This is a genomic window from Rhizobacter sp. P2_H2 (assembly GCF_056403375.1).
On sequence record NZ_JBFUFP010000066.1, the window covers coordinates 1 to 12,614 of the forward strand.

At 71.0% G+C, this 12,614-nt stretch carries 11 protein-coding genes; 7 read left to right on the top strand and 4 right to left on the bottom strand.

Going from position 1 to position 12,614, the window contains the following annotated elements:
- The first annotated feature begins 88 nt into the window (after positions 1 to 88).
- The 3 genes from glcE (at position 89) to AC1D15_RS06795 (ending at position 2,760) form a co-directional block, all read left to right on the top strand.
- Positions 89 to 1,180 carry a glycolate oxidase subunit GlcE gene (glcE, locus tag AC1D15_RS06785; RefSeq protein ID WP_477825399.1) on the top strand — a complete coding sequence of 364 codons (1,092 nt, stop codon included), beginning with the start codon at positions 89 to 91 and terminating at the stop codon, positions 1,178 to 1,180.
- Positions 1,181 to 1,183: 3 nt separating this feature from the next.
- The gene (gene glcF, locus AC1D15_RS06790) at positions 1,184 to 2,431 is read left to right on the top strand and encodes a glycolate oxidase subunit GlcF (protein ID WP_047509726.1); all 1,248 of its coding nucleotides are present in this window, start codon (positions 1,184 to 1,186) and stop codon (positions 2,429 to 2,431) included.
- 125 nt (positions 2,432 to 2,556) lie between these two features.
- Positions 2,557 to 2,760 (top strand): CsbD family protein, encoded by a 204-nt coding sequence (locus AC1D15_RS06795; protein ID WP_047509724.1) that lies wholly within the window; start codon positions 2,557 to 2,559, stop codon positions 2,758 to 2,760.
- 216 nt (positions 2,761 to 2,976) lie between these two features.
- Here AC1D15_RS06795 and AC1D15_RS06800 read toward each other — a convergent pair whose 3' ends face one another.
- From AC1D15_RS06800 to AC1D15_RS06810, 3 genes are read right to left on the bottom strand one after another with little or no spacing between them, the layout of a single operon-like run.
- Positions 2,977 to 3,990 carry a DMT family transporter gene (locus AC1D15_RS06800; RefSeq protein WP_477825400.1) on the bottom strand — a complete coding sequence of 338 codons (1,014 nt, stop codon included), beginning with the start codon at positions 3,988 to 3,990 and terminating at the stop codon, positions 2,977 to 2,979.
- A 56-nt stretch (positions 3,991 to 4,046) separates the two neighbouring features.
- Positions 4,047 to 5,363, bottom strand: a complete 1,317-nt coding sequence (locus tag AC1D15_RS06805; protein WP_477825401.1) for an alpha/beta hydrolase family protein — start codon at positions 5,361 to 5,363, stop codon at positions 4,047 to 4,049.
- Between the two features lie 2 nt (positions 5,364 to 5,365).
- Positions 5,366 to 8,038, bottom strand: coding sequence for a tannase/feruloyl esterase family alpha/beta hydrolase (locus AC1D15_RS06810; protein ID WP_477825402.1), 2,673 nt, complete (start codon positions 8,036 to 8,038; stop codon positions 5,366 to 5,368).
- A 132-nt stretch (positions 8,039 to 8,170) separates the two neighbouring features.
- On the opposite strand from AC1D15_RS06810, the gene AC1D15_RS06815 reads away from it, so the two are divergent.
- The 4 genes from AC1D15_RS06815 (at position 8,171) to AC1D15_RS06830 (ending at position 11,891) form a co-directional block, all read left to right on the top strand.
- On the top strand, positions 8,171 to 9,100 hold the full coding sequence (locus AC1D15_RS06815) for a LysR substrate-binding domain-containing protein (protein ID WP_477825403.1): 930 nt from the start codon (positions 8,171 to 8,173) through the stop codon (positions 9,098 to 9,100).
- Positions 9,097 to 10,074 (top strand): Bug family tripartite tricarboxylate transporter substrate binding protein, encoded by a 978-nt coding sequence (locus tag AC1D15_RS06820; RefSeq protein ID WP_477825404.1) that lies wholly within the window; start codon positions 9,097 to 9,099, stop codon positions 10,072 to 10,074. The genes AC1D15_RS06815 and AC1D15_RS06820 overlap by 4 nt, the downstream gene beginning before the upstream one ends.
- 90 nt (positions 10,075 to 10,164) lie before the next feature.
- Complete coding sequence (ypfH, locus tag AC1D15_RS06825; protein WP_477825405.1) at positions 10,165 to 10,890, top strand: esterase; 726 nt, start codon at positions 10,165 to 10,167, stop codon at positions 10,888 to 10,890.
- A gap of 170 nt (positions 10,891 to 11,060) precedes the next feature.
- Complete coding sequence (locus tag AC1D15_RS06830; RefSeq protein WP_465110390.1) at positions 11,061 to 11,891, top strand: outer envelope protein; 831 nt, start codon at positions 11,061 to 11,063, stop codon at positions 11,889 to 11,891.
- A 7-nt stretch (positions 11,892 to 11,898) separates the two neighbouring features.
- Here the strand turns inward: AC1D15_RS06830 and AC1D15_RS06835 are convergent.
- The coding region (locus AC1D15_RS06835) for a DUF8731 domain-containing protein (RefSeq protein ID WP_489739961.1) at positions 11,899 to 12,614 on the bottom strand (716 nt) is incomplete at its 5' end.

Genomic DNA, 12,614 nt, shown 5'->3' on the forward strand with positions numbered 1-12,614 from the left:
ACGCTGGTGCGCTGCGCGGAGTACGGCCGCATGCACGTGAAGCGCGGGCTGCTGCCGTTCGCCGACATTCCCCGCTTCTGATGTCCTGATGACCCACGACCCCGCACTGCAGATCCTCGTCGACAAGGTCGAAGCCGCCCGCGCCGCCGGTGCGCAACTGCGCATCCGCGGCGGCGGCACCAAGGACTTCTACGGCGAGCCGCCGCAGGGCGAGATCCTCGACACCACGGTGCTCGAAGGCATCTCCAGCTACGAACCGACCGAGCTCGTCGTCACCGCGCGCTGCGGCACCTCGCTCGCGACGCTCGAGGCCGCGCTCGCGGAGAAGAACCAGTACCTGCCGTTCGAGCCACCGCACTTCGGGCCGGGCAGCACCGTCGGCGGCATGGTGGCGGCCGGCTTGTCGGGCCCGCCGCGCGCGGCGGTCGGCGCGGTGCGCGACTACGTGCTCGGCGCGACGCTGCTGAACGGGCGCGCCGAGGTGCTCAGCTTCGGCGGCCAGGTGATGAAGAACGTCGCCGGCTACGACGTCTCGCGGCTGCTCGCCGGCTCGCTCGGCACGCTGGGCGTGATCCTCGAGGTCTCGCTGAAGGTGCTGCCGCTCGCACCGGCCACCGCCACCGTGCGCTTCGAGCTGGCGCAGATCAGCGCGATGCAGAAGATCAACGAATGGACCGGCCTGCCGCTGCCGATCAATGCCAGCGCCTGGTGGGACGGCATGCTCGTCGTGCGGCTGCGCGGCGCGCTCGCGGCGGTGCAGTCGGCGCTCGCCGCGCTCGGCGGCGACGTGATCGAGCCGACGCAGGCGATCACGTTCTGGCGCGGCCTGCGCAACCAGACCGACGAGTACTTCGAGAAGGCGCGCGCGGCGGTGGAGCACGGCGGCGCACTGTGGCGGCTGTCGGTGCCGCCGACCGCGCCGCCGCTGGCCGTGTCGGGCGAGCAGCTGATCGAATGGGGCGGCGCGCAGCGCTGGCTGTGCACCGCGCTGCCGGCGGCGCTGGTGCGCGATGCGGCGACGCTGGTCGGCGGCCATGCGACGCTGTTCATGTCGAACGACAAGTCGGCCGGCGCGTTCGCGCCGCTGCGCACGCCGCTCGACCGCATCCACCGCGAGCTGAAGAAGTCCTTCGACCCGCAGGGCGTGTTCAATCCCGGCCGCCTCTACCCGGATCTTTGATCGATGCAAACCAGGTTGTCCTCCGAGTTCAAGGGAACGCCCGACGGCGACGCCGCCGAGGCGATCCTGCGCAAGTGCGTGCACTGCGGCTTCTGCACCGCGACCTGCCCGACCTACCAGCTGCTCGGCGACGAGCTCGACGGCCCGCGCGGACGCATCTACCTGATGAAGCAGGTGCTCGAGGGCGAGCCGGTCACGCGCAGCACGCAGCAGCACCTGGACCGCTGCCTGACCTGCCGCAACTGCGAGAGCACCTGCCCGTCGGGCGTGCAGTACGGCGAGCTGGTCGAGATCGGCCGCAAGCTGGTCGACGCGCGCGTCGAGCGCCCGCGCGGCGAACGCGCGGTGCGCTGGCTGCTGAAGGAGGGGCTGACCTCGCCGCTGTTCGCGCCGGCGCTGAAGCTCGGCCAGGCAGTGCGGCCGCTGCTGCCGTCGACGCTGCGCAACAAGGTGCCGCCCCGAGCAGGCGCGGCGGCGCACCGCTGGCCGACGCGCCAGCACCCGCGCAAGATGCTGCTGCTGATGGGCTGCGTGCAACCGGCGATGGCGCCCAACATCAACAGCGCGACCGCGCGCGTGCTCGACGCGGCCGGCATCCAGACGGTGGTGGCCGACGAGGCCGGCTGCTGCGGCGCGATCCGCACCCACCTGGGCGACATCGACGGCGGGCTCGACGACATGCGCCGCAACATCGACGCCTGGTGGCCGCAGGTGGTGTCGAACCAGGTCGAGGCGATCGTGATGAACGCGTCCGGCTGCGGCGTGACGGTGAAGGACTACGGCCATGCGCTCGCCCGCGACCCGGCCTATGCCGAGAAGGCCCGGCGCATCGCCGAGTTGACCTGCGACCTCAGCGAGCTGCTGCCCGAGCTGGTGCCGCGGCTGAAGCCGCGCATGAAACTGCGCGACGGCAAGGCCGGGCTGCGCTCGCTCGCCTTCCACCCGCCGTGCACGCTGCAGCACGGCCAGCAGCTGCGCGGCGGTGTCGAGACTCATCTGACAACGCTCGGCTTCGAGGTGCGCGTCGCGGCCAGCGAGAGCCACCTGTGCTGCGGCTCGGCCGGTACCTACTCGGTGCTGCAACCGGAGCTCGCGTACCAGCTGCGCGACCGCAAGCTCGGCCACCTCGACGCGCTGCAGCCGCAGGCGATCATTTCGGCCAACGTGGGCTGCATCCAGCACCTGCAGAGCGGTACGGCGATCCCGGTGCGCCACTGGATCGAGGTGCTCGACGAGGCGCTGGCCGCCTGACCCCACAGAAACGGACGGATTTGTCCGACATCGAACGCGGCCACGTCCGACAGACCTGCCCCGCATCGACGCCGACACTGTGTTCACCGCAGCGCACACCGTGCTGCCTTGAACAAGGAGTCACCATGAACAAGGACCAGGTCAAGGGCCGCGTCGAAGACGTCAAGGGCAAGATCAAGGAAACCACCGGCAAGGTCGTGGGCAACGACCGCCTGCGCTCCGAAGGCGTCGCCGACCAGGTGGCCGGCAAGTCGCAAGCCGCGTACGGCGATGCGAAGAAGAAGGTCGCCGATGTCGCGAAGGACATCGGCAAGCGCATCGACGATTGATCGCCCGATCGATCTCGCATCACCGCTCCCGGCCCGGGCCGCGCACGGCGCGACCGGGCTGCTTCAACTTCAATGCCGACTGATCATGAACATCGAAACCCTGCAAGCCGCCGAGCGCGTCAGCGCCTGGTACCGCAACCGCCGCCTGGTCGCCACCGTGGCGTCGCATGTCGTCACCGACGCGGCCAACGATGACGCGCCGGGCGAAGAAGCCCCTCAGGGGTGCAGCTCCGAGGTCAGCGCGACCGGCGTCGCCGCCTTGCTGCGCAGTGCCCACAGCACGCCGGCCACCAGCAAAGCCACGCCCGCCAAGGTCTCGGCCTGAGGCCAGCTGCGGCGCAGCACGAACGCATAGGCCAGCGCCGACAGCGTCTCGAACACGATCAACTGCCCCGCCAGGGCCGTCGGCAAGCGCTGGCTGGCCTCGTTCCAGCACAGCGTGCCGAGCCATGAGGCGAACAGGCCGATCGCAAACATCAGCGCGATGAAATCGCCGGGGCGCGGGCCGAAGGGCATCGCGAAGCCCCCGCCCGCTGCATCACCCTGCAGCGCCATCCACAGCCACGTGCCTGCATACCCGACCGCGGCGAGCGGCAGCGTCGCCAGGCCCTGTGCCGTCGCCCAGCTGCGCGGGCTGCGGTCCGGGTGGGCGCGCAGCCAGTCGGCATTGCGCAACGGGTACCAGGTCCAGCAGACGACGGCGCCGACCGCCAGCACGGCACCCCAGGCATAGCGGCCCAGGTCGGCCTGCGGATCGGCGCGCAGGTGCCCGATCTCGACGTGGTTGACGAGCCCGATGCCCGCGCCGATCAGCAGCAGCGACGGCAGCAGCCGCGCCCAGGCGATCGGCTCGCCGCCGGCACCCTCGCCACGTCGACCCCGCAGGTTGGCGCAGATCGCGATCACGACCGGCAGCGTGCCGATGATCATCGTCGGCAGCGGCCCGCCGGCGCGTTGGATCGCGCTCGCGAGGAACAGGTAGTAGACGACGTTGCCGATCGCCGCGAGCTTCAGCGCCTCGATCCAGTCGGCGCGGGTCAGCTGCGACAGTCGCGCACGGTCGAGCCAGCCGAGCGGCAGCGCGATCAGCCCGAAGGCCAGGTAGCGGCCGAAGGATTGCAGCGCGGCCGGGTACTCCGGCAGCATCAGCGGGCCGACGAACACGAGGCCCCACATCAGGCCGGCGGCAAGGGCGAACAGGGTTCCGGTGAGCAGGGCGGGAGGCGTCATCGGCGCAGTGTCGCGCCTCGGCGGCCGGCGGTCTTGTACGAGATTGCCGTCGGCCTTCAGGGCACCCGTTCCGGCACCCGCGACGACAGCGGTGCAGGGCGGTACTCCGGCCGGAACTTGCAGCCACCGCCGAAGCGCGCCTCGTTGGCCGTGCACAGCTTCGCGACGCCCTCCGGACTCGGCCGCTCGCCGTCGTCGACCCAGCGCAGCAGCGCCGTCAGCAGCGCCGGGTACTCCGGGTCGCCCAGGTAGCTGTGGTCGGCCTCGTCGCTGAAGGTCTGCACCAGCCACGACGACGCACCGGCCGCCTCGACGATCTCGCGGTACGCACTCTCCAGCTCGACGAAGGCAGTAGGGTCATGGATGGCGTGCAGCGTCAGCACCGGCAGCTTCAGCCGGCCGGTGGGGCGGCTGTCGGCCGCGAGCGCCGCCACCGCCTGCGGGTCGGCGGCGTAGCGCAGCACCTGCTTGTTCAGCGCGGCATCGTCGCCCGAACCGCTGTAGACGACCTTCGCGTTGCCGAACGGGTTGCGGGCGCCCAGGCGCTTCTGCGTCAGGTCCTGGAACAGCCAGGTGCCCCACTGCAGGTGGCCGAGCAGGCTGCGCTCGGGGATGTGCACCACCGACAGGATGGTGTGCAGCCGCGCCGCCTGCTCCGGCGAACGCTGCGCGGCCGGCAGGCCGACGCCGGTGCACTCCTTGACGCGCTCGGCCAGTTCGGCACGCGTCAGCTTCGAATCGAGCGGCAGGCCCTGCCACAGCGGGTAGGCCGGCTCATCAGGCTTCGGGTGGTTGTGGCAGACCTGCTGGTAGACCACGCGCAGGTCGAGCCGGAAGTCGTAGGCGTTGTTGCCGCCGCCCAGCACGCCGCTGGTGAGCAGCACGCCGTCGTAGGCCGGCGGCCCGTAGAGCTCGGCCGCCTTCGCTGCCACGCCGGCACCGTAGCTCTGCCCATGCAGCACGGTGCGGCGCGGCTTGCCGAAGCGCTCGATGAACAGCCGGCGCAGCCGCTCGGTGTCTTCAGCCGCCATCGTGACGCCGTAGCCGCCGCGCCGGTAGCTGGAGCCGGCCCAGGCATAGCCGGCCTTCACCATCACGGCCCAGCGCTGCAGGTCTTCGGCGCTGCGCGCGAGCGACGGCGTGCCGACCTCCGGCCCGCCGTGCGCATGCACGACCAGCACCTGGTTCCAGTCGGCGGGCATCGCGATCCAATACAGCGCGCCCTCCGCATCGCGGCCGTTGTAGCAGTGCGCGTCGGCCGCCACGCCTTCGGGACAAGGCGCCGCCTGCGGCTCGGCGCGCGCGATCGGCATCACCGCGGCCAGCGACGCGGCGAGGGCCCAGGCCCGCCAGCGTCCCGAGGCATTCTTCATCATCAGTTCCTGATCCCGAGTTGGTAGACCGCGCCGGCGCCGGTCGACACATAGCCCAGCACGCCGGCATTGAACACGAAATTGCCCGCGGCGGCACCGCTGCTCTGCGCGACGCCCAGCACCGGCGCGTCGTAGGCCAGCGTGCCGGTGTTGCTGCCCAGCGTCAGGCTTGTGCCCGACACCACCGCAGCGGCCTGGCTGCCGTCGCTCGCGGCGAGCGCGAAGTGCCCGTCGGCGCTGCCGGCGGCCAGCGGCGTCTGCGGTGCGTACAAACGCAGGCCGTGCGCGCCGGACGGGTCGCGCACCAGGAACAGCGGCACCGTGGTCGCACCGACCTGGCCGAACACGACCGAGCCCGACAGCGTGCCGCCGGTGGTGGTGGCGCCGCCGGTCGGCGAGGTGGTGAACACGTCGAATGCGTTGCGCGTGCCGTTGTAGGTGACGTAGCCCTTCGCGGTCGACGTGCAGGCGGCGTCGTAGGTCATGAAGCGCCCGCTGGCCGGATCCTGGCAGTGCTGGAAGGTGCCGGCATTGCGCACCCGCGACGACGCGGCGTAGGCCGTCGCGACGCCGTCGGCGCCGTATTGCACGCCGGCCACGTCGAAGATGTTGGCGATCGGGTTGAACACCGTCGGCGTCGCCGCGTTCTGGAAGGTGCTCTGGAACGCGATCAGGCCGATCGACGTGCCGCCGGTCGGCGCCGCGACGCCGCCCTGCAGCAGGCCACCGGCGCCGAACGTGAAGTCGGCCCCGTTCTCGCCGCTCGAGAACACGCAGTTGCCCTTCGGCAGCAACGCGCCGCTGCGCTGCGTGCCGGCTGCGCGTTGCCCGCTGGCGTCGATCGTGATCGTGTAGGCCATCGCCGCCGGGTCGAGCGCGACGCTGAGTTCCTCGCCGAACAGGTTGCCGCCCTTGTAGGTGATCGCCGAGGCCGGCAGGTTGGGGCAGGCGAGCGGATCGGCCGCCTCCTGCACGCAGCTGTAGTTGGACGCGGCGTCCTGGCTGCCGCTGCCCTTGTACTTCGGCCATGCCGGGAAGCGGCACAGCGGGCGCGTGCGGCCGGCGGTCGCGGCGACGGTGTCGGTCACGACGCCGGTCTCAGGTGCCACGCCCTTCTCGACCCACGTCTCCAGCGCCGCCAGCGAATCCCAGCTCGGGAGGAAGACCCCCGTGCCGTGCCCCATGCCCGGCACCGTGTAGAAGCGGATGCCTTGCTCGGTGGCCGCATCGCCGACGCTGCTCTTCACGCGGCCGTAGTACTCGATCGTCGAGTTGTTGCTGATCACCTCGTCGGCCAGGCCGTGCAGCAGGATCAGCCGGCCGCCGTGCGCGAGGAACGGCGACAGGTCGGCATCGAGCGCGTCGGTCAATGCCGAGACCGCGGAGATGCGCGCGGCCCAGGCGCCGCCCGTGACCGGGTCGAGCGTCAGCGTGTCGAAGCCGGCATCGCGGGTGACGAAGTACTTCGCCCACTGGTCGCCGGTGACGTAGACGTTGGCATCGGCGGTGGTGGCCGGGTTGCCCGGCACCGGGCGCGTGCCGAGATCGCGCGAGGTGGAGGGGCCGGCGACCAGCGTGCCTTCGAGGATGTTGTAGCCGCCGGCGCGCGTGACGCCCTTCGCCAGCGTGTAGCCGTTCAGTTCGAGCGGCGACTCGATCGTGCGAATGGTCGTCAGCTGGGCATCGGACAGGCAGCTGTCGCCGCCGTCGGTGCCGCCGGCGCAGCGCAGCGTCGCAAGGATCTGCGGGTTCAGCTTCCGGCAGCTCTCGACATTGCTGACGATGCCGTCGGCGGCGCCGTCGAGCTTGTCGCAAGCGGCCAGCACGGTCTTCTGCACCAGCAGCGTCTTCGCGAGGTTGACCCAGCCGGCGCCGCCGTTCGCATACAGCGCGCGCCCGACGGCCACGTTCGACAGCCGCGTGCCGCTGTAGTTGAGCGCCGGCTCGTTGGCGACCACGCCGTCGTAGTCGGCCGGCCAGCGCTGGATGTGCAGCAGCGCATCGCGCCCGCCGGTGGAGGTGCCGAGGAAGTACGCCTTGTCGGGCGCCGCGCCGTAGCGCGTCTTCACCAGCAGCATCGCGACGTCGTGCGTCTTCTTCAGCGACTGGCCGCCGTAGTTGGCGAGCGATTCGTCGTTGGCGGCGAACGTGCCGTCGGTGATGCTGCTGCTCTGGTGGCCGCCGTCGTCGCCGAAGGTCGCATAGCCGAGCGCGAGCGGCGCCGGCTTGCCGGCGGGGCCGAAGCGCAGCGGCTCGGTGCCGTCGATCAGCGTGCCGTTGAAGCCGCCGCCGCCGAAGTGGATGGCCTTGTGGTTCCACTGCGCCGGCAGGTTGACGGCGAAGGTGATGGCCGGCGCCTGCGGGTCGACCGGGGCGATGGTGCCGCGCACGCGGCAGTAGTCGCCGAGCGTGTTGCCGGCGTCGGTGGCGGCGACCAAAGTGGCGCTGGTCACGCTGGCGCCTTGCGTCGGCAGGCCGATCTGCGCGGCCGTGAACGTCAGGCCGGCGAGGTCCGCGCACGCGGTGCCGGTGGCGACCGGCGGACCCTCGGGCGCAGGGGTGCCGTCATCGCCGCCACCGCCGCAAGCGGCGAGTAGCGCGGACAGCGCGAGGATGGAAAAGAAGGGACGGATGCGTTGCACGACGCGTCCGTCCAGGCGGCGGCCAGGGCCCATGGGTTTGTCTCCGGTCTGAGGCCTCGAGGGCCTTCTGGTTGAACAGCGCCGCGACGATAGGCGCGTGCCTGATCTGCGGTCAAATAAAATCAGCAGGCCATTCCGATACGAAAAACATATGGAGATGACGCCATGGAGATGAGACAGCTCCGCTATTTCGCGGCCGTCGCGCAGACCGGCCACATGACGCGTGCGGCCGAGCAGCTGGGCATCCAGCAGCCGCCGCTGAGCCAGCAGATCCATGCGCTGGAGCGCGAGCTGGGGCTGTCGCTGTTCCGCCGCCATCCGCGCGGCATGGCGCTCACCGATGCGGGGCGGCAGTTCCAGGTCGAGGCCACGCGCATGCTGCAGGGCATGGAGACGATGACGCAGCGCATGGCGCGCGTCGCGCAGGGGCAGGAGGGAACGCTCGCGATCGGCTTCACCAGCTCGGCCGCGGCGCACCGCTTCATGCCCGAGCTGCTGCGCGCGTTCCGGCGCCTGCACCCGCAAGTGGAGCTGCAGCTGCGCGAGGAGAACGCCGCCGAGCTGACCGAGGCGCTGTCGGCCGGCCGGCTGCACTGCGCGCTGCTGCGGGTGCCGGTCGCGCGGCCCGAGGGCCTGCAGTTCGAGACGCTGCTGCGCGAGCCGGTGATGGCCGCGATGCCGAGCGACCATGCGTTCGCGGCGGCGTCGAAGCGCAGTGGTGCGGCCGCGCGACCTCTGACGTTGGCGCAGCTGTGCAGCGAGGGATTGATCCTGGTGCGCCGGCCCGGTGCGCCCGGGCTGTATGCCGAGCTGCTCGCGCTGTGCCATGCGAAGGGCCTGCGGCCGCGCATCGTCGCCGAGGTCGACCGGATGATGACGAACCTGAACCTGGTGGCGGCTGGCGCGGGGCTGTCGGTGGTGCCGGCCTCGATGACCGGCGCGCATCCGCATGCGATCGCTTATCGACGGCTGGCGGGCAGCGGGTCGCTCGATGCACCGCTGACGCTGGTGTCGCGCAACGATGAGGACAACCTGYCGGCGCAGCGCTTCACGGCCTTGGCGCGCGAGCTGGCATCGAAGCAGGTGAAGGCATGAACGCGACCCGTCGACAGATCGTGCGCGCCGCGCTGGCGTGGCCTGTCATGGCCGCCGCTGCGCCAGCGGGTGCTCCGTGGCCGAACCGGGCGGTGCACCTGATCGTGGTCTACCCGCCAGGCGGCGTCAGCGATGCGATGGCGCGCACGCTGGCCGAGCCGCTGGCGCAAGCGCTGGGCGTGCCGGTGGTCGTCGAGAACCGGGGCGGTGCCGGCGGCGCGCTGGGCATGGAGGTGCTGTCACGCGCCGTGCCGGATGGTTGCACGCTCGCGTTCTCGGCCATCTCGCCGCTGACGCTGCAACCGCTGCTGGCCGGCGGCCCGCGCGACCTGCTGGGCAGCGTGGTGCCGGTGGCCGGCGTGATGAACACACCGGTGCTGGTGGCCGGCACGCCGGCGTTCACCGGCCACAGTTTTGCGGACCTGATCGCGCAGGCGCGCGCGCATCCCGGGCAGGTTCGCTGGGCCACGTCGGGCATCGCGACCAGCGGCCACATGGTGCTCGCGCAGACGCGGCTGCAAAGCGGCGTCGACATCACGCATGTGCCGTACCAGGGCGGCGGGCCGCAGATCAACGATGCGCTCGGCGGGCAGTTCGAGATCCTGTCGACCAACGTCGCGTCGGCGCAGCTGCAGTTGCTGGCGGCCGGGCGGCTGAAGGCGCTGGCGGTCGGCGCGCCGTCGCGGCTCGATGCCTTGCCGGAGGTGCCGACGCTGGCGGAGCTGGGCTATCCGCAGGCCAACATCGGCTCGCTGTTCGGCGTGTTCGCGCCGGCCGGCACGCCGGCGGCGGTGGTGGCCCGGCTGAACGCCGAGATCGGCCGGTTGCTGGCGAGCGATGTTGTGGCATCGCGGCTGCGTGAATCGCACAACCTGCCGGCGGGAGGGACGCAGCAGGCGTTCGTGCAGCAGATCGCGGCGGAGCGGCGGAGGAATCAGGTGCTGGTGAAGCGGTCGGGGGGGTTGCTGGACTGAGGCCCACGCGCGTTGAACGCTGCGTTCAAACCCCTTGCTCGGCACCAGGGCGCCACCACATCACACTCCCACGTTGACCGGAGAAGACCCATGCCTGCCACCGCCCTCGCCCACCTGCCCGCCGACGGTTCGCCCGAGCTGCTGTTCCTGCTGTTCCACGGCGTCGGTGCCAATGCCTCGCACATGGCGCCGCTCGCGCAGCGGCTGGTCGCCGAGTACCCGAAGGCGGCCGTGGTCTGCCTCGATGCGCCGCATCCGTTCGACGGCGGGCAATCGGGCGGGGGCGGCGGCAGCGGCTGGCAGTGGTTCTCGATCCAGGGCATCACCGAAGACAACCGCCCGCAGCGCGTCGCCGAGGCCTTGCCGCGCTTCATCGCGACGGTGCGCAGCGTGCAGCAGCAGCTGAACATGTCGTGGCCGTGCACCGCGCTGGCCGGCTTCTCGCAGGGCGCGATCATGGCGCTCGAGGCCGTGCAGGCCGAGCCGGCGCTGGCCGGCCGCGTGCTGGCCTTCAGCGGCCGCCATGCCACCGCGCCCGGGCACGCCCCCGAGGACACCACCGTGCACCTGTTCCACGGCATGGCCGACCGCGTGCTGCCCTGCGGCCCGGCGATCGATTCGGCCGAACGCCTGCTCGCGCTCGGCGGCGACGTGACCGCCGACGTGCTGCCCGGCATCGGCCACGAGCTGCACCCGGCGCTGCTCGACAAGGCGATCGAGCAGCTGCGCACCTTCCTGCCGAAGAAGGTGTGGCGCCAGGCGATGAGCGAGGCGCCGATCCTGCCGCGCAGCGCGTCGAGCGACGAACTGGGCTGATCCGCCGCACAGGACGGTGGGCGCCGGGAGGCCCCATCGATGGCATGGGGTTTGCTGACTTGCATACAAGCCGGTACCCATCGGGATCGCATGCGCCAAGCCGGGGCATGCGTCGAGACGGTGCCGGCTTGTTCCGCCGCATCACCAACCCCATCCCGAAGGATTCCCCCATGCGTACACGAACCCTGTCGAAGGTCGCGGCCTGTGCCGCGCTGGCCGCCTGCGCTGCCGCCGCCCATGCCGCCGAGTGGAGCGACGCCTTCATCGGCTTCACCTATGGCAACAAGTTCAAGGAACCCGGCAGCGACGCGGACGTGAAGAAGAAGGTCGCGACGCTGCAATACGTGGGCGGCTACAAGTACGGCGTCAACTTCTTCTCGATCGACATGCTGGCCTCCGACGAGAACAACCCGGCCAACAATAGCGACCGCGGCGCGCACGAGGTGTATGCCACCTACAGCAACACCGTGAGCTTCGGCAAGGTCAGCGGCAAGCCGATGAAGTTCGGCCCGATCCGCGATGTCGGCTTCCAGTTCGGCTTCGATTTCAACTCGAAGAACGATGCCTTCGGCGCCGGCCTCACGAAGTACATCGCCGGCCCGAAGGTGGAGTTCGACGTGCCCGGCCTGCTGACGCTCGGGCTGCTGTACTACAAGGAGAACAACAACAACTCGATCGCCGGCACGCACGTGAACTTCGATGCGGCGCCGCGCCTCGCGACGGTGTGGAGCTTCGACTTCAACGCCGGGCTGCCGGCGGTGTTCAAGGGCTGGGGCACCTGGACCGGCGAGAAGGGCAAGGACGGCTTCGGCGGCGACACCGCGGCCGAGACCTGGACCGAGATGGGCCTGCTGTGGGACGTGGGCTCGGCCGCCGGCACGCCGAAGACCTTCTATGCGGGCCTCGGCTACCAGTACATCAAGAACAAGTTCGGCAACCCGTCATCGCTGGCGGGCACCAAGGTGTCGGCGCCTTCGCTGAAGGCCGAGTACCACTTCTAGCCGCAGCTCAGTCGAGCACGACCTCGGTCTTGACCGCCCCGGCGCGGTCCGCGCGTGCGCTGAGTGCCAGCCGCGTGCCCTTCGGCGCGCGCACCACCCACTCCGCCACCGCGCGGTCGGCCGTCACCTCGCGCGTCGGCAGGAAGGCCTGCAGCGTGCTCTTCGGCCCGTGGCCCTCGAGCTGCGGGCCTTCGATGCGCTCCTTGCCGCTGACCAGCGACACCGTCGCATCGCCCGGCGGCAGGTGGATCTCGAACATCGTGCCGCGCACCGTCTTGCGCGCCAGCGCCCGCTTGCTCACGTAGGCGGGCAGGTAGCCGCTGTTGCACACCGCCAGGCGCACGCGCCAGGTGTCGGGGCCGAGCGCGCGCACCTCGGTGCGCAGCAGCTCCAGCTTGGGCAGGCTCAGCGCGATCTGGTCCATCCACGCCGGGAAGCGCGCCGCCTCGCGCTCGCGCAGCGCCGGCGGCGGGTTGCGCCAGAAGTTCATCTTGTCCCAGCCACCGATCTCCACCGGCCCGAGCTGCGGGTGGTGGAAGGGCTTCCACTCGACGTGGGCCTGGCCGCCGCACTGCTCGTCGCTCCACTTCAGCAGCTTCAGGTCGTCTTCCACCGGGTGGTCGCGGAACCAGTCGATCCACTTGTAGCCGCTGATGCCGGCCTCCTTGTTCGGCGACCACAGCTCCACCACCCAGAACAGCGCGCCCAGGTGCTCGTACACCC